The 15,711-nt window shown below is 54.1% G+C and carries 29 protein-coding genes; 12 read left to right on the plus strand and 17 right to left on the minus strand.

The features are described 5' to 3' along the window. Positions 1–29: 29 nt before the first annotated feature. From DBR02_RS03175 to DBR02_RS03255, 16 genes are all read right to left on the minus strand, one after another. Positions 30–1,505 carry a terminase gene (locus DBR02_RS03175; protein WP_107533499.1) on the minus strand — a complete coding sequence of 492 codons (1,476 nt, stop codon included), beginning with the start codon at positions 1,503–1,505 and terminating at the stop codon, positions 30–32. After that, positions 1,502–2,098 carry a terminase small subunit gene (locus tag DBR02_RS03180; RefSeq protein WP_233157679.1) on the minus strand — a complete coding sequence of 199 codons (597 nt, stop codon included), beginning with the start codon at positions 2,096–2,098 and terminating at the stop codon, positions 1,502–1,504. The genes DBR02_RS03175 and DBR02_RS03180 overlap by 4 nt, the downstream gene beginning before the upstream one ends. Before the next feature lie 56 nt (positions 2,099–2,154). Then, positions 2,155–2,484, minus strand: a complete 330-nt coding sequence (locus tag DBR02_RS03185; protein WP_048982102.1) for a hypothetical protein — start codon at positions 2,482–2,484, stop codon at positions 2,155–2,157. A gap of 77 nt (positions 2,485–2,561) precedes the next feature. Next, complete coding sequence (locus tag DBR02_RS03190; protein WP_048982104.1) at positions 2,562–2,900, minus strand: hypothetical protein; 339 nt, start codon at positions 2,898–2,900, stop codon at positions 2,562–2,564. Then, positions 2,893–3,162: a hypothetical protein gene (locus DBR02_RS03195; RefSeq protein ID WP_048982107.1), complete on the minus strand. Its 270-nt coding sequence runs from the start codon at positions 3,160–3,162 to the stop codon at positions 2,893–2,895. Before DBR02_RS03195 ends, DBR02_RS03190 begins: the two co-directional genes overlap by 8 nt. Positions 3,163–3,361: 199 nt before the next feature. After that, positions 3,362–4,087, minus strand: a complete 726-nt coding sequence (locus DBR02_RS03205; RefSeq protein WP_107533501.1) for a hypothetical protein — start codon at positions 4,085–4,087, stop codon at positions 3,362–3,364. After that, positions 4,084–4,638 (minus strand): ead/Ea22-like family protein, encoded by a 555-nt coding sequence (locus DBR02_RS03210; RefSeq protein ID WP_063843640.1) that lies wholly within the window; start codon positions 4,636–4,638, stop codon positions 4,084–4,086. The genes DBR02_RS03205 and DBR02_RS03210 overlap by 4 nt, the downstream gene beginning before the upstream one ends. Then, positions 4,635–4,916, minus strand: a complete 282-nt coding sequence (locus DBR02_RS03215; RefSeq protein ID WP_063843641.1) for a hypothetical protein — start codon at positions 4,914–4,916, stop codon at positions 4,635–4,637. Before DBR02_RS03215 ends, DBR02_RS03210 begins: the two co-directional genes overlap by 4 nt. After that, a complete protein-coding gene (locus tag DBR02_RS03220) occupies positions 4,913–5,554 on the minus strand; it encodes a hypothetical protein (protein WP_047050268.1) in 642 nt (213 codons plus the stop codon). Before DBR02_RS03220 ends, DBR02_RS03215 begins: the two co-directional genes overlap by 4 nt. 56 nt (positions 5,555–5,610) lie before the next feature. Continuing rightward, complete coding sequence (locus tag DBR02_RS03225) at positions 5,611–6,075, minus strand: crossover junction endodeoxyribonuclease RuvC (protein WP_063153767.1); 465 nt, start codon at positions 6,073–6,075, stop codon at positions 5,611–5,613. 128 nt (positions 6,076–6,203) lie between these two features. Continuing rightward, positions 6,204–6,467 (minus strand): DUF977 family protein, encoded by a 264-nt coding sequence (locus DBR02_RS03230; RefSeq protein ID WP_045891224.1) that lies wholly within the window; start codon positions 6,465–6,467, stop codon positions 6,204–6,206. 10 nt (positions 6,468–6,477) lie between these two features. Continuing rightward, positions 6,478–6,867: a DnaT-like ssDNA-binding domain-containing protein gene (locus DBR02_RS03235; RefSeq protein WP_237765693.1), complete on the minus strand. Its 390-nt coding sequence runs from the start codon at positions 6,865–6,867 to the stop codon at positions 6,478–6,480. A 56-nt stretch (positions 6,868–6,923) separates the two neighbouring features. Next, entirely contained in the window at positions 6,924–7,070 is a 147-nt protein-coding gene (locus tag DBR02_RS26915; RefSeq protein ID WP_227788524.1) for a hypothetical protein, read from the minus strand. Between the two features lie 304 nt (positions 7,071–7,374). Continuing rightward, complete coding sequence (locus DBR02_RS03245; RefSeq protein ID WP_047050271.1) at positions 7,375–7,563, minus strand: hypothetical protein; 189 nt, start codon at positions 7,561–7,563, stop codon at positions 7,375–7,377. Then, a complete protein-coding gene (locus DBR02_RS03250; protein ID WP_047050345.1) occupies positions 7,560–7,763 on the minus strand; it encodes a hypothetical protein in 204 nt (67 codons plus the stop codon). The genes DBR02_RS03245 and DBR02_RS03250 overlap by 4 nt, the downstream gene beginning before the upstream one ends. Positions 7,764–7,910: 147 nt before the next feature. Further along, positions 7,911–8,141, minus strand: coding sequence for a hypothetical protein (locus tag DBR02_RS03255; RefSeq protein ID WP_032634928.1), 231 nt, complete (start codon positions 8,139–8,141; stop codon positions 7,911–7,913). 154 nt (positions 8,142–8,295) lie between these two features. On the opposite strand from DBR02_RS03255, the gene DBR02_RS03260 reads away from it, so the two are divergent. The 12 genes from DBR02_RS03260 (at position 8,296) to DBR02_RS03310 (ending at position 14,179) form a co-directional block, all read left to right on the plus strand. After that, positions 8,296–8,886, plus strand: a complete 591-nt coding sequence (locus DBR02_RS03260) for a helix-turn-helix transcriptional regulator (protein WP_047050275.1) — start codon at positions 8,296–8,298, stop codon at positions 8,884–8,886. Positions 8,887–9,037: 151 nt separating this feature from the next. Then, the gene (locus DBR02_RS26770) at positions 9,038–9,187 is read left to right on the plus strand and encodes a hypothetical protein (protein WP_162843058.1); all 150 of its coding nucleotides are present in this window, start codon (positions 9,038–9,040) and stop codon (positions 9,185–9,187) included. Beyond that, positions 9,184–10,251 carry a hypothetical protein gene (locus tag DBR02_RS03265; RefSeq protein ID WP_047050277.1) on the plus strand — a complete coding sequence of 356 codons (1,068 nt, stop codon included), beginning with the start codon at positions 9,184–9,186 and terminating at the stop codon, positions 10,249–10,251. Before DBR02_RS26770 ends, DBR02_RS03265 begins: the two co-directional genes overlap by 4 nt. 7 nt (positions 10,252–10,258) lie before the next feature. Beyond that, positions 10,259–10,558 (plus strand): hypothetical protein, encoded by a 300-nt coding sequence (locus DBR02_RS03270; RefSeq protein ID WP_063153764.1) that lies wholly within the window; start codon positions 10,259–10,261, stop codon positions 10,556–10,558. Beyond that, the gene (locus DBR02_RS03275; protein ID WP_063153763.1) at positions 10,555–11,376 is read left to right on the plus strand and encodes a PD-(D/E)XK nuclease-like domain-containing protein; all 822 of its coding nucleotides are present in this window, start codon (positions 10,555–10,557) and stop codon (positions 11,374–11,376) included. Before DBR02_RS03270 ends, DBR02_RS03275 begins: the two co-directional genes overlap by 4 nt. Beyond that, positions 11,373–12,314, plus strand: coding sequence for a RecT family recombinase (locus tag DBR02_RS03280; RefSeq protein ID WP_047050283.1), 942 nt, complete (start codon positions 11,373–11,375; stop codon positions 12,312–12,314). The genes DBR02_RS03275 and DBR02_RS03280 overlap by 4 nt, the downstream gene beginning before the upstream one ends. A 49-nt stretch (positions 12,315–12,363) precedes the next feature. After that, entirely contained in the window at positions 12,364–12,612 is a 249-nt protein-coding gene (locus tag DBR02_RS03285; RefSeq protein WP_107533502.1) for a helix-turn-helix transcriptional regulator, read from the plus strand. A gap of 108 nt (positions 12,613–12,720) precedes the next feature. Beyond that, complete coding sequence (locus DBR02_RS03290; RefSeq protein ID WP_040117969.1) at positions 12,721–13,020, plus strand: PerC family transcriptional regulator; 300 nt, start codon at positions 12,721–12,723, stop codon at positions 13,018–13,020. Continuing rightward, the gene (locus DBR02_RS03295; RefSeq protein WP_107533503.1) at positions 13,013–13,171 is read left to right on the plus strand and encodes a DUF1317 family protein; all 159 of its coding nucleotides are present in this window, start codon (positions 13,013–13,015) and stop codon (positions 13,169–13,171) included. Before DBR02_RS03290 ends, DBR02_RS03295 begins: the two co-directional genes overlap by 8 nt. Continuing rightward, on the plus strand, positions 13,168–13,359 hold the full coding sequence (locus DBR02_RS03300) for a DUF1382 family protein (protein WP_045891207.1): 192 nt from the start codon (positions 13,168–13,170) through the stop codon (positions 13,357–13,359). Before DBR02_RS03295 ends, DBR02_RS03300 begins: the two co-directional genes overlap by 4 nt. Beyond that, entirely contained in the window at positions 13,356–14,003 is a 648-nt protein-coding gene (locus DBR02_RS03305) for an MT-A70 family methyltransferase (RefSeq protein WP_107533504.1), read from the plus strand. The genes DBR02_RS03300 and DBR02_RS03305 overlap by 4 nt, the downstream gene beginning before the upstream one ends. Beyond that, positions 14,000–14,179 carry a hypothetical protein gene (locus DBR02_RS03310; RefSeq protein ID WP_063149221.1) on the plus strand — a complete coding sequence of 60 codons (180 nt, stop codon included), beginning with the start codon at positions 14,000–14,002 and terminating at the stop codon, positions 14,177–14,179. Before DBR02_RS03305 ends, DBR02_RS03310 begins: the two co-directional genes overlap by 4 nt. On the opposite strand, the gene DBR02_RS03315 is transcribed toward DBR02_RS03310, so the two are convergent. Beyond that, positions 14,176–15,429 carry a tyrosine-type recombinase/integrase gene (locus DBR02_RS03315; protein ID WP_107533505.1) on the minus strand — a complete coding sequence of 418 codons (1,254 nt, stop codon included), beginning with the start codon at positions 15,427–15,429 and terminating at the stop codon, positions 14,176–14,178. The genes DBR02_RS03310 and DBR02_RS03315 overlap by 4 nt on opposite strands. Positions 15,430–15,711 lie beyond the last annotated feature (282 nt).

Raw genomic sequence — 15,711 nt, forward strand, 5'->3', positions numbered from 1 at the left:
ACAATCAGCCCGCCGATGCGCGGGCTTTGTTATTTCCACGGGTCGTAATCTGTGACCGCTTTCCCCTGCTGGTTCTCCTGCCCGGGAATGCGCAGGCGTTTCGTAACAGGGAAAGCAAACGTCAGCAGCAGCGCGTCACCTTTGCCCGGAGAGCGGCCTAAGCGCTCTTTTATATCTTCCTTCGGCTCAATGACGATCTTGCCGTCTACCCTGACTTTGTACTCTGCCGCAGACAGGTCGTCCGCCGTCTCCTGGTCGTCCAGCGCACCGCCGAGCTTCAGCCACGTCTTGCAGCTGTTGAACATCTCGCCGCGCTTGTTGAGCATCTGCGGGTCAGTAGAGCCGCCGCCGAACGGAATTAACTGCCACGTCCGGCCCCAGCCGTCACCGATTGACTTCAGCCCGGTACCGTAGCCAAAGTCGATAAACACCGCATCAGCCTGGTACTGATCTTCAAAGTCGGCGATACGCTTCGCCATAATCAGATCGTCAGTGGTCTTGTTGCCGGTCCATAGCACTTTGCTGTGCAGACCCTGACGCAGGTATATCACCGCGTCATCCACGCCGGAATAAGCCGGGTCGACGCCGATAATCACCGGAGCGTGCGCCACCTGCCCGGCGGTCACCACGCGCTTCATCGCCTCGTCAGTGAGCCCTGTCGGGATAAACTGGAGTTCGGACGCGTCAGGGAAGATCCCACGCACACGGACCTTCACGAAGTCGCTGTCCTCGCCGTAGTCGTCCACCCATTTCTGGAGTTGCTGTTTGTTCGTGCCTTCTACGGTACGGCTGTCAATCTGCGCACACTTCCAGCGGTGTTTATATTTTCGGAAGCATTCGCGGAAACGGCCAGTGTTACGCGTCGGGTTCCCGAACGCCACCCAGATGATTTCAGTGTCTTCGTCCGTCAGCGCGCCCTCTGCTACCTCCCACACCAGATCTGCAATGTTGGATGCTTCGTCGAATACCACGATGATGCGCTTGCGCTCGTTGTGCAGGCCAGCGAACGCTTCGGTGTTGTGCTCAGACCACGGGATTGCGTCAGCGCGCCAGCGTTTATCGTGGCCCGGATCGTTGCTGTACATCGCCGTGGCGGTGCAGGTGAACCACTCTTTCGTGATAGCCAGATTCGACCACTTTATGATTTCCGGCCAGGTCTTGGTGCGGAGCTGGTTGTCGGTGTTGGCGGTCACCACCACCTTGCAGTCCTCGCAGGTATCCATTCCCCATTTAATCAGCATCGAAATGAATGCAGATTTCCCCACGCCATGACCTGATGCGCGGGCGATCATGATAGGCTGGTAACGAGTGGTTGGGTTCTGAAGGTGATCCCGTATCTCGCGGAATCCCTCCGCTTGCCACTTACGCGGCCCGGTGGCGTGCGCCAGCTCTGTGCCATCTTCGCCCCACGGGAACGCATAAAGCGCATAGCCCAGCGGGTCATACGTGAACGAGGCAATATCCTCGACGAGCTGCTCTTCTGGCGACATGGCTGCTGCTGTCATTCTTCACCACCAGCCTGTTTCTTAACGCGAGCCCGAGCCTTGGCCATCTTGTCTGCTATGGTCATTCTTACGTCGATTTCCAGGCGCTCTTTGAACGCGTTGACGTCGACGTGCTTACCAATCAGCTCGAGGTTCTTCACCTTGTCCGGCCATTTGATTTTTTTGAGGATGGTCTCTATCGAATCCTCTTTCATGTTCATGATGGTTGAGGACAGGTCGAACCCGCTGAGCGTGGTACGCCAGATTTTAGGCCAATCGCGGATCGGTTTCAGGCTGCCGTCATCGTTCAGGATATCCAGCACATCCATCTGGTCGATCTCCACCAGGCGCATGAGGACGTAATCAGCGCTGACGCGGTTTCGCTTGTTGCGCTCCTCCATCAGTTCGGCGATTCGTTTCTGGATTCTTTCGTCGCGCATCATCACGCTGGCTTTGACCGCCGCCGTATTAGGCGAATACCCTGCGTCTATCGCTGCCTGAGACTGGTTTTCTGGTGTCTTAATGTAGGACTGGCAGTAAGCCTCCTGCATCGCTGTAAGAGGCTTATATTGCGTTGATTTGCGTTTGTGGGTTTTTGGTGTCGCGGGCATCATTACCACCTGAGTAATTTTATTACCATTCAGGTAATACTATCACGCCCGCGCAGATGTTACATGACTGGTATCGGATCGTCTTCCTGGCTGCCGGCACGGTTGAGGAAATGTGTAACCACTCCCAGCACCGTTGTGTCGTCCAGCGCTTCACCTTCGATTGACTCACCCTCCGGAACGATAAGCGCCCGCCCCTGCACGATGGCGAACTCAGTGCGGCCGCAATACGATATCAGCACGGTATCACCCGGATGTGGTTTAGTTGCGACGTTGATGATTGCGTATCCAGCCGACGTCTCAACGGTGCGGCAGTTGCCGTCGTAGCCGCACATGCTGGTGATGGTAAGGCGGGATTCTGCGTAGTCTTTTGCCGGAGATGGAAAGCCCATAATGGAACCTCACATAAAAATACTGTACATTTAAACAGTATAATCATGTGAGGATTTAGTCAATACGCCGTGACAGGTCACACCGCAAGTTTCGTTTCATGCCAGCCCTGCGTTACCCAGCAAGCCGAATCACCGGCGCACGGGCAGGACTTCACCGGCAGGCTGTCGCCACATTTGCCGCACTGGTTGGCGCTGATAGCTTTGATGCGACCGCGTACCCGGGCATCATCCTGGCGGATCAGCAGAGCAATGTACTCGCTCATTTCGTATGGCTCACGGCCCGGGCGACGCTCCGCGCAGTTACGCGCCAGCATCTCCATTTCCTGCTCGTCGAGCACCAGCTCCAGCTTGCGTTCACCAGCTTCCGCCTGGCGAGCGCGCTGCGCTGCCTTGCGTTCTGCTGCGGTTTTAGCCATTGCCTTTCTCCTTTTTCGCCAACTTCAGCATCGCATCACCATAGCGTTCGATTCCCATCGCAAACGCGCCCTTCACGTTAATTCCCTGGATGATATCCGCCGGCACCACCACCGGCATCGGCACGCGGATGACCAGCCTGCGGAGTTCGGCTATTTCGTCGGCCTGCTCCATGACTCTGGAGTACAAGTCAGAGGCTTCGCCTTTCCACCATGCCACGTCGGCTTTAAGGCGGCGCAGGCGTCGCTGTTTGAGTTTGCTCACGACTTCACCTCATCCTTCGGCGCTGACGTTTCAAAGACCAGATCATTCCCACCGCATGCAGGGCATTTGACGTTCTCAATCAAGTTACCTTTCACGAATTCCGTGTGCTTGCACTGCTGGCAAGTCATCTTCATTTCAGAGTGGAATGAGTAAGCGGTTTCGCTGTTTGATATGTTATTGCCGTAAATTTTTAAGCCCATCACTTCACCTCCTGCTGCGGTGCTGCTGGATATGCACTGCCTTCCTGACCTGGATCGTTGCTTCCGGTGCATGCATTCCTGTGGTCATTGGCGCGCGGGCAGCGTTTGTTGCCACAGTCAGGGCAGACGACAAATCGCATATCAGTAAGCGTTATTGGTCGGCATGTTCGGCACCAGCAGTCTGGAGCGTTGAGAGCATCACGCTCGGCAAATATTTTCTCAGCGTCGATTTCAATGCCAGAGTTGCGAATGGTTTCCACAGCATCCCGCAACTTGTAAGCCGTCGTTACAGGTTCGGCACCCTGAAGCATGGCGGCGCGGTAGACATCAGGGCGAGATAACATGGAGACGTTATTCCATGTTTTCACATCGATCAGATTAAACGCATCATCCGGCAATACATCCTCAAGATGATTCAGAAGCACATTGACTTCATCAGGCACAGACACCGGAACTGGCGGGGCGGTGTAAACAACACTTTCAATCCAGTGCGCGCCATCCTCATTGCAATTGCACTTCGACTCTAATGGCTCGTCCAAACCCTCTGCGCCACACGCGCTACAGGTAAAAAGTTTGCGGCCCCTTGCTTCGAGCGATGCCAGCGCCAGTTTCATCGCCGCCAGAGACATCGCAGCATCTTCGTTTACGATGCCAGGCACAGCATCTCGCTCTTCTTCGAGCTCCGCGATGGTCTTCAGTAGCCATTCTTTGGTAAGAGTGTTCATGATGCCTCTCCTTTACCGACTGCGGCGCGGTCGATTATTTTTATGAACTCAGCAGCGCCAACATCACCAAGACCAGCGTACTCGCTGATGAACTTCCTCGCCGATGCGATGATTCCGCACTGGTCAGCAATCCGTTTCTCTGCGGCTTCAGCCCTGGCTTCCTGTCTATGCGCCTCCGTCCATCCAGCATTGGAATGTGCCGCCGTTGCTTTCAGATCGTCGATCTGCTTGTCTTTGGCTTCCAGCTCATCCAGCAGCGCCATCACAGTGGCGGGATTGGCTGAGGCGATGAATTCAGCGTTGCACTTAGCCGTTTCATCCCATGCCATGTGGTAATCATGATCCCATTCAGTGTGGATGCACGCAGCAGTTGAATTGGTCATGTCGAGCAATGATTCGTGACCAACATACACCGCATATGAGTGGTAGCCAGAAACCCTATCTTCGCCCTCGCCATATTCGCCGTCAGTCTCGACAACATCAGACCACCACTCGCCTTTTGTCGCCTTCTCCGCCGCTTCACGAAGCGCCTTTTTGTCGATGTTGCTCATTGGGCGGCCTCCGGTCTTTTTCTTGCGCTGAAGCGAGGTACATGTTCCATTTCAACCGCAAATACACCTACGCTCTCGCCGTCAACGAACAGCTCGATATCCAACGGCCAGTCAGATTCCCAGCCGTCATGGTTGTCGAAATAATCAAGGGCGGCATCCTGAGACAAGCATTCCAATTCCCACTTAGAAGTGAGCTCATCGATGTGTCGAGGATCGAGAAAATATGCATCCTCAGGAAACGTGCCTGCATCGCTAACTACGTACTGGATTACGCTCATGACTGCACCCCTTTGCGAAGCTGGGCGGCTATGTCTTCGAGTACGCCATCAGCGAACGAGCGGTCGAAATCATCCACTGGCGCACCAGCCATAAACTCTGTTGACGTCAGGATCATCCGCGCGATATCTGCCGCGTTCTTTGCTGTGTCGTCGATAAAACCAGCATCCCATGCGGCCAGCATCCTGTTAGCAACAAAGTGAGCGCCTTCCTTGTGGGCCTGCGCCCGCACTTCAGCCAGGCATTTGCGGAATTCAGCAACGTATTGTTCGACACTCATTCCCCAGGTTAACGGGCATTCTTCGACGGTTTCGCCTTCGTATTCTTCATCAGGGACTTCTTTGGTAAAGAATTCGCGCTCGATGGCATGGAGCGTGTCAGCGAAGCGGCGTAGGTTTCTCTGACCTTCCGTGATAGAAAATTCAGGAGCCTCGCAGCCAGCGCCCATCTGCTGATATACGGCGGTTTTGAAGGCCTTCAGCCCCGCATTCTCCGCAGCCAGCGCATTACTACGAGCCAGTTGCACATCCAGATGCGTAGCCAGATCGCTTATCAACTGCGATACAGCACCGCCTGATGATTTAAGTTGTGCGGCCTTGTCATGACCGCGCTTTACCAACTCACTCACATTGCATTCCATCTTTACCCCCGCTTACCCGTATAAGTTATTGATTACGTTGATATCAAAAAGGATGGTTATTTAACGCCTATCCCGAACCTTGCGATTAACAGCGCATCCGCGATGGCCTGGCCTTTCGCTTTGGCATCCAGCGCCCTGAGTTCCGGGTAAAGCTGAATGGCCCGGCTACGCGCTGCGTCCTTGTCGCTGCCGATAAGCCCGGCTGACTTCTTCCAGGCCTGCGGCGTTACCAGCGTGTACGGAATGTTGAGCCCCTGGAGGATCCCCTCCGCTACACCAGCTGCATGCCCGAACGTGAACATGCTCGCCGTTCCCTGTCCTGGCATGGCTCCGACCTGCTCAAGGTACGCATGAGTGATTCCGTACTGCCGAAGCCATGCAGATACCGCTGCGCCGTTCACCCTGGACTTTGTGCCGACCTTGATGGTTGGCATTGCCAGGTGGTCGATGTAGCCGCCCTGCTCAGTTACGAGAACCAGCGCGCCGCTGCATCCCGGGTCAATCCCTAAAACTGCCGTCATGATTTACCCCTTAGGTAATTTAAATCCACATTAGAGTTAAAATCAATAGCTATGCGCATATTTTGTTACCTGCAAGGTAATTATGCAGGCGTAAAAAAATGCGCTGCCGCGCCGGTGCTACTGCTTTGCTACTTCCCTTTCCCGTATTGCCTTGAAAACCTTTCCATATCGAAATCAATCGTGGCCCTGTAATCCCTGAACAGGCCGCATTTCCCGTGACGTATTACCTCTCCGCTCCTCTCTGCATCTCTGAAATATTTCTCTACAGTGTTGAGGTGGAGGCCGAGGATTTCTGCTGCCTGCCGGGTAGTTATCCTGCCGCGCTCTTTTGCAGCGGTGATTATCCGCCTGACGGCTGTCTTACGTTCTGAGTACGTGTTTGGTCTTGCCATGGAAACCTCACTATGTGGCCTGGTAGCCCCTGAACCCCTCCGGAATGGTCTTGTCCGGCTCCGGAACGTCGTTGATATCCCTTCGCTGCTGCTGGGCGACTGGCCTTGCCCTGGACTGCTGCACGCTTCTCGCCAGCTTCTGTTGCCACTGGTCGTGGTGGAATGCCTTGCCCTCCGCTTTCCAGTACGTGATGAAGTCTGCCAGCTCGAACGGTGTGATCTCCGTCTTCAGAGCTATGCCCCACAGCGCAGCGCGCTGGATGAACTGTGGATCTGGCTTCCAGTTGTCGTGCATCTGGAATTTTCCAAACTCACCCATTCCGCCAGGCGCAATGTAGCCATTCAGCATCGCGTTGTTCGCATCCGGATCTGGTTCACCGCCAACAGCAGAGTTATCCACAGGTGAATTTTGCTCGCTCCCTGTGTGGGGTTTATCTTTTATATCTTCTCTTCTCTTTATCTCTTCTTTATCTGTCGTGACATTTCGTGACTTGTCGTGACATTGCCGTGACTCATTGCTTTCTTGTTGTCGCATCCGCTGCCTTTCACGCTGCTCTCTTTTTCTCTGAGTTGCTGATTTTGCTCCTGTTTCATCATTGCCACGGTCCTCCTTTTTAGGCTGTCTCCGCTCCCACCCTGTAAGGTATGTTCCATCCAAAACACGGCCCTGCATGGCGTTAATAACAGCGTCTATGTCACACTCAGTCACGTCAAAATGTGACGCTAAGTCCTCGTTCGTGACATCAGCGTGACCTCGCGTGACATTTTGTGACCCGCTAACAAGAAGGTGGACATAAACGGCCTGAACGAGAGCTATCGGTTGACCGGATATTCTCGCTATGGTTCTCCACTTCGGGTCATTAGGCATATCATGCCAAAGACGTAGCCATTGATTAGCCATATGAACCTACTCTTTCTCGAGATCAGTGATTCCACAAAGGCGCAACCCAGCGAAGCAACCAGTATTAACCATGTCGCAGTACATTGTCTGATCTGAAATGTTCAGCCGGTGCCACATAATGAGCATCGCCTTTTCTTCTTCTGACTCTGCTTCAATGCATAATTGAGCACTGGAACCGGAGAAAAAAATCTTCATGCTGCCTCCCGCGCCTTTCTGGCTGCCTTTAATTTATCTGAACGCAACTGCTGCTGGCGTCGAGCCCGCTCGTTGTTGCACTTAACGCATTCACCACTGAGGGTGTAGCGCTCACTGTCATGCCCGTGAATGCACTTCTTGCCGGTGTAGAACCTGGCGAGGCCCATTTCGAGAGCTTCACGCTGAGTTAATCGCTTCATTTGCACCTCTCTTTGAAATTTATCTTTGGTAATTTTGTGCGATGGCCGAAAAAAGATCAACCATATTTGGATCATTATTACCTGAGAGGACTGAATAGATATGAAAAGACCGCCAGAAGGCGGCCTGATGGGGGTTTGAAGGAGGTTTTATTCGTAGAAGAAGATAGCCAGTTCCGGCTTTGTTCTGACCCAGCCGCGTTGTTTGCATGCCTTAAATAACCCATTCATCAATGTCTTACCGGGCATTTTACGACGGCCTGTCAGATGAGTCTGGATGTAGTGGCTGGTCGTTCCGGCCTCGTCAGCAAAGGCATTTCGCTCATCAGGAGTGAGTTGCAACCAGTGTTTTTTGAAGTCGAATTTTTCGTTCTCGCTCATAGCTATTGCCTGATATTAATTTCAGATAACAAATATTCACCCAGAAGGTAATAAAAATCAAGGTTTGTTACCTGTGAGGTGCATTTACCTGTGAGGTAAATTCGCTTTTAATTGAACCACTAACTAATTCATATATGAGGCGATTCACCAGAGCATGAAAAGTATTCAGGATATCCGCAGGCAGAATATTAACGATATCATCGACCGTGACTTTAACGGGGTGCAGACTCGTCTGGCGGAAAAACTGGGAACTCAGGCAAACCTGGTGAACCGCTGGGCCCGCGGGCAGAAGGTTGTTGGCGACACGGTGGCGCGCAAGATTGAGAAGGCAGCGAACAAGCCGTCGAACTGGCTGGACGTCGACCACTCATTATCTGCTGTTGCAATCCCCCAGGAGGAGATCACCGCCTCCGATATCGGCCAGTTGGCGGCGCATAACCTCGAAGCGTGGATGCAGAACAACCGCGACCTGTCCTCCCAGGGTAAGCTGTCGAAGGCGTCCGGCGTTGCCCAGGCGACAATCAACCGCATGCTGAACAATGAGGTTAGCGTTTCCATCTCCACCCTGGAGGCGATCGCCAGCGCGTTCGGGCGCCGGGGATATGAGCTGCTCATCCATCCTCGCGACCCGGCGACCATCCATTACGACCGGGCCCGCTACGCATTGTTACCTGAGAGCGAGAAAAGTAAGATCGAGAGCTACGTCGATTTCGTGATTGTTCAGAACGGTAAAACGCAAGAATAACTTTATAAATTTCAGATACTAAGCCGCCATTGAGCGGCTTTTTTATTGCCCTTAGAATTACCTTACGGGTAATTTTTTATAATCATACCTATTGACTTCAAACCACATAAGGATAATTATTACCTCAACGGTAACACTGAGGTAACGAATTATGCAGTGGAAAATCATCAACGGCTGGTACTGCGTTACGGCGTGCGGGCTGATGAGCACCAAGTGCCGCACTCTGCATGAGGCCATCAACTGGGCGTTTGTCACCAAGATGGCAGTCAAAACTGAAATGGATATGGGGGTGAGCAAGTGAGTGAATTAGCAATCATCGAAATCGCGCCGGACCTGGCGCCAAGCATTTACGTTGAAAACGGTCTGGATAAGTTCCTTGAACAGATCCGTGATGGCGTTAACGAGGTTCCTGACCTGAGCACAGCCAAAGGCCGCGCCCGTATCGCATCCCTCGCCGCCCAGGTATCACGCAGCAAGACGGCAGTTGAAAAGCCAGGCCGTGATTACCTGAAGCGCCTGAAGGAGCAACCAAAAGTGGTCGAAGCAGAACTGCGACGCTTCGTGACCGAATGCGATCAGCTTCGCGACGAAGTTCGCCGCCCACTTACCGAATGGGAAGACGCTGAAAAGGCACGCACCGAAGCATTGCAGCAGCGCCTTGTGGATTTGCGCGCACTGGCTGAAGTGATCGACACCACCGGAAATTACCTGCCATCCACTGATATTCAGGCTCGCATTCTGGAGGCTAAATCCGTGGTGCTGGATGACAGCTGGCAGGAGCGTGCAGCAGAGGCGGGAGTGGCTAAAGACTCAACCATTCAGCAACTGGAAGCGTCGCTGGTAGTAGCGCAAAAGCGCGAGCACGAAGCGGCTGAGCTGGAACGCCTGCGCAAAGAGGCAGAGGAAAAAGCACGTCTAGAACGTGAAGAAGCTATACGCCGCGAAGCAGCAGAACAGGCTAAGCGTGATGCAGAAGCAAAAGCACAGGCCGAGATTGATGCTTCTGCACGCCGTGAAGCTGAAGCCAAGGCTGCAACTGAACGCGCAGAGCGCGAAAAAATTGAAGCCCAGCAGAAAGCAGAGCGTGAAGCAAAAGCCGCTGCGGAAAAAGCTGAGCAGGAAAAGAACGACGCTATCGCAGCGGAGCGCCGCCGTCAGGAAGAAGCGGAAGCAGTTCGACTGGCAGAACAGAAACGCATCGCCGATGAAGAAGCGCGCCGCGCAGCTGACAAAGAGCATCGCCGCACCATCAATCGTCAGGCTATTGCAGACCTGATTGAAAGTGGTCTTCCGCAGGAAATGGCTGAGAAAGCGCTGATAGCCATCGCCAGCGGGAAGGTTTCTGCAATCTCTATCAAGTACTGAGGTGCGTATGAACATCCAGCAGATTAATAACCTGAAAAAAATCATGACCAGCATCGACAGCGACTACCAGCTGAGTCAGTTGCACTACGCGCGCCAGGTGGAGCTGATCGACGCTATCAAGTTCCACCAGCTGCAAAAGCCTTTCTATGAGCTGGAACGCAAAGGCGTGCGCACCGAAATTCTTGAAGAACTGATGATGAGCACGGAATTCGAAGAGGCTCTCGCAGCTTACCAGGCCGCGATGACCAGCATCATCGCGAAGTGGGATCTGGCTGACCAGCTGGACACGGCGAGGACTGCGGCATGATGCCAGGAATTTACTTCGACATCAGCAACGAGGATTACCACGCCGGCGACGGCGTGAGTAAGTCGCAGCTGGATATGGTGGCGTTGAGCCCGGCCCTGTTGCCGTGGCAGAAATCCGCGCCGGTCGACACAGAAAAGCTGAAAGCGCTTGACATGGGTACCGCCCTGCACTGCCTGCTGCTGGAGCCGGAAGAATTCGATAAGCGTTTTATCGTGGCGCCGCAGTTCAACCTGAGAACCAATCAGGGGAAAGCAGATCAGGAAGCCTTCCTTAAAGATGTTGAGAACATGGGCATGACGGTGATGGATGCCGAACAGGGCCGCAAGCTGAAACTTATGCGCGACAGCGCGATGGCACACCCGGCTGCGCGCTGGCTGCTTGAAGCGGAAGGATTCTGCGAAGCATCGCACTACTGGACGGATCCGGAAACCGGAGAGCTGTGCCGCATTCGCCCGGATAAGCGCCTGAAGTATCACCCGGTCCTGCTGGACGTGAAGAAGGTTGCAGACATGGAGCGCTTCGCACGCCACGTCGAGGAATTCCGGTACCACGTTCAGGACGCCATGTACCGCGAAGGCGCACAGCAGACCACCGGAGAGCCGCACGGATTCTTCTTCCTGGCTGTGAGCGAAACCATCGACTGCGGGCGCTACCCGGTTCGTGTGTTTGAACTGGATGCGCCGGACGTAGATGCCGGGCACGCACTGTTCCGCCGGGATCTGAATACCTACCACCAGTGCCGGGAGTCTGGCGAATGGGGTGGATTTGAAATTATTAAACGCCCTGAGTGGGCACGCAAACAGGATATGCACGTATGAGCAACGACATCGCAAACATCAACGCACCAGTAGACACAGCAATCGCTGGAACTGCTGCAACAATTTTCAGCCCTGAGGGTTTGAACCAACTGATGAAGTTCGCCGAAGTAATGGCGCAAAGCCGTGTGACGGTACCGGCTCACCTCGCCGGGAAGCCAGCTGATTGCATGGCTGTAGCAATGCAGGCTGCGCAGTGGGGAATGAACCCATTCGCCGTTGCGCAGAAAACCCATGTTGTGAGCGGCACGCTCGGCTATGAAGCCCAGTTAGTAAACGCGGTTATCTCAACCATGTCTCCAACCAAAGATCGCATCAACTATGAGTGGTTCGGGCCGTGGGAACGCGTGATCGGAAAGTTTGTTGAGAAAACATCCAAAAACGGCAACCCGTATATCGCACCTGGATGGACCCTTAAAGACGAAGAAGGCTGCGGTGTTCGCGTATGGGCAACTATGAAGGGTGAGGATCATCCTCGAGTTCTCGAGTTAATGCTGTCTCAGGCACAGGTAAGAAACTCCACGCTTTGGGCTAGCGATCCGAAACAACAACTCGCATACCTGGCGACAAAGCGCTGGTCACGCCTGCATTGCCCAGACGTCATCATGGGCGTGTACACCCCTGACGAATTGCAGGAAACGGCACCGCGCGTTGAACGCGATATCACGCCGACACCTGCAACCGCGACCGGCATGAACAAGCTGATCAACTCCAAGCCTGAGCAAAAGCAGGAAGAGAAACCAAAGAGCAGCGATGACCGCGATCCAGAAGAGATTCTGTGCGCTTTCACTGACGCAGCGATGAACTACAACACCCTGAAGGATCTGGATAACGCCTACAAATACGTCGCCAAAAAGCTCGCTAACGATGATGAACGCCTGGCTAAAGCTACTGATGTGTACACCATCCGTCGCGATGAGCTGAACGAAGTCCCTATGTAATCACCACCGTGGCGCCACGGCGCCACACCTGCAACCAGGAGAGATAGTTATGAAAGGTGCATTGAGTAAGAAAAAACTCCTTGAGGTGGTGCCACTGTCATGGAGCACGATTGACCGCCTTGAACAGGCTGGCGAATTCCCGTCCCGTTTCTGGATCACCGATCGCCGCTGCGCGTGGGACCAGAGCGAAGTTGAAGCCTGGCTGGATAAACGTAAGGCGGCAAGTCCGGCGACGTTCACCGGAAAAAAGCCGCCAGTTGACCGCCGCGTTTATCGCCCGGTGAGTGCGGCAGCATGACGGCGCTGAAGAAGCATATCGGCAGATGGTCAGATGTATACCTGTATCTGGCCGTGGTCGCCTACCTGATGTGGCTGGCGGCGGTAATCAGTTGAGAGGATCCTGGGAATGAGAAAATTAACCCGCCTTGAAAAATATCACATGAACAAAGCATCGCAGCGCGGAACTGAAAAAGTTGTGGCAGTAACGCCGGAAGCAATGGAGATCGAAAGCCGGGCCATCGAGCGCGAGCGCCGCGGGCACTACAGAATCGCAGCCCGTCTCTGGCTCCAGTGCCTGGACGCTGCCGTCGGTGAAGTTGAGCGCGCCCGCATCGCGGTGCGCCGCCAGCAGTGCATCACCAAAGGGAACCGCACCCCGCATCTGGACTACAGCGGGATCGGATGTCGCGGGGTGGTGTATGACTAATCCGCACGACGGAATAACCGTGGGCAGTGTCACGCTGCCCTATTCCATCATTCGCCGTGGATGGGTAGCACCGAACGGCGACGTTATCAGAAACCCATTAAAGGCTCAGCGCCTGGCTGAGCTGATGAACAGCAAGAAGGTGGCGGCATGAACAAAGCAGCACCAGCAGATTTAAGAAAGTGCCTTGAGGCTGCAAATATGCTCGCCTCGTTCGGCATCCGATTTGTTCCAATGCCAGCAGCCACAGACGCGGAATACGCAATGCTGTCCGCAATGTTTATGGATAAGCTGGAGTCTCTTGCTGTAGAAGCTGAGAAGTCGGAAGGCGGTGCAGCATGACCGGAAAATACACTCTTATCTACGCAGATCCGCCGTGGGTATACCGCGACAAAGCAGCAGACGGCGAGCGTGGCGCCGGATTCAAGTATCCGGTTATGAACGTGCTGGACATCTGCCGCCTGCCTGTGTGGGATTTGGCTGCCGATGATTGCCTTCTGGCTATGTGGTGGGTTCCAACACAGCCGATTGAAGCGTTGAAGGTAATCGAGGCGTGGGGCTTCCGCCTCATGACCATGAAGGGTTTCACCTGGCACAAGACGAACAAGCATAAAGGCACCAGCGCGATCGGCATGGGCCACATGACCCGGGCGAACAGCGAAGACTGTCTGTTTGCGGTGCGCGGGAAACTCCCGGCGCGAATGGACGCTTCGATCTGCCAGCATGTCACGGCGCCGCGCCTGGAGAACTCGCGCAAGCCGGACGTGATCAGAGAGAAACTGGTGCAACTGCTTGGCGATGTGCCGCGCATTGAGCTTTTCGCCCGCCAGTCGTCACATGGCTTTGACGTATGGGGAAACCAGTGCGAAGGTCCGGCGGTGCAACTGCAACCCGGATACGCGCTGGATATAGCCGGTTTGACGCGGGCATTTGAACATGCTCCGTTGACATCAACAGACAACCAGGGCCGGGAGCGTGCAGCATGACTATATCTGACCATGCGGATTTAATCCGTCAACTCGAAGAGTGCCGCGCCGTGATACATCAAAAAACAGCACAGGTGAAATGGTTACAAACTGAAAATAGCCATTTGCATAAGAAGTGTGAAGAGTTGCAAATGGCTGTAGAAATACAGAGGGAGTTTATTAGATCGCGAAATTAACAGATCTGGTTCATCCACCTCTCAAATTTAGACGGGGAGAACGGCACCAGATCGGTGTGCTCCCCGTTAATCCAGGCATCAACCATATCCGCCCACTGCTGCAACATATAGGCACGCTGCCGGGCATACTCCGCTTTGTTATAAACCGCCCGGACTCCTTTCTGCTCGTGCGCCTGTGCCTTCTCTATCCAGTCTGATGGATAATCCGCTTCGTGCAGCAGCGTGCTGGCCGTCCGGCGCAGGTCATGCACAGTGAAATCATGTATTTTCTCGCCGTCTTTGTTTATGGCCTGCACGGTCCGGTCTATCAGCGAGTTCAGCGCGGCATTCGATAATGGCTTGCGGAAGTTGTAGCGCCCGGGCACCAGGTATTCACTGCCACCAGCGCACATTTGCAGGCCGACCAGCAGATCCTGCGCCTGCTTCGGCAGGTAAATCACATGCGCGCGCCTTGCCTTCATTCGGTCGGCGGGGATCGTCCATGTCCAGTTCCTGAAATCGATCTCTGCCCACGTCGCGTAGGTAAATTCGCCTTTTCGCACAAGCGTCAGCAGTACCAGCTTCAGCGCCATCTTCATGGTGCCCATCGCACCGACGTCATCCAGCGCACGGAAGAATATTCCAATTTCCTCAGGCGACAGCGTGCGCTCACGCGGCTTAAACATGGCGATCGATGATGGCTTAATGTCGGCAGCAGGATTGAACAGACCATGCCCGCGGTCGTTGGCGTACCGGTATACGCTGCTGATTATCTCCCTGACCTGAATCGCCGTCGCCCGTCCGCCACGCTCGACGATACGATCGCAAAGGTCGCGCACCATCCTGGTGGTTATCTCAGTCATCATTTTGTTTCCGAGCGCCGGGAGGATATCCCTGTCGATCACTGCCTGCTTCATGGCGCGGGTGCTGTCTGCCAGGGTGACGTGTTTCATGTAGGTGTCGGTATATACCGCGAATGTTTCGGCCCCGGCGATTTGCCTGATACCGTCACGTTTTGCCGCAGCAGGCGACTGGCCTGCCTTCAGCAGCTTTTTGGCGGCAATGAGTTCCTCGCGCGCTTCCGCCAGGCTGATACCGTCACGACCGTACTGGCCGATCACCAGCGTTTCCCGTCGGCCGTTGATGCGGTAGTCGTAGCGGAACGAGACAGAGCCTGACGTAAGCACGGCGACATACAGCCCGTCACGGTCGGAAACCTTATACAGTTTCTCCTGCGGCTTGAGGTTTTTCAGTTTGGTATCGGTAAGCACAGTTCACCCGTAATGCATCCATATTTTTGTCGGTATGAGAGTATACCTTTCGGGTAATACCGTCACCTGTACCGTCGAAAAATGTGGTGTAGAGTGAATAGATATGAGTAGATATAAACAAAAACCCTCTGCAATTACAGAGGGCTAGAGATGATATTGAATAGATATGATGTGCTATGAACTAGCTATACATCATTCCCACTCAATTATTTACGGCGTGCATAACCAATTGACTGATAACAACTTTCCGTAACATGATTTTCACCGTACCGTTTTATATAC

The organism is Enterobacter cloacae complex sp. (genome assembly GCF_900322725.1).
In the GTDB taxonomy this organism is placed as follows: Bacteria; Pseudomonadota; Gammaproteobacteria; order Enterobacterales; family Enterobacteriaceae; genus Enterobacter; species Enterobacter quasihormaechei.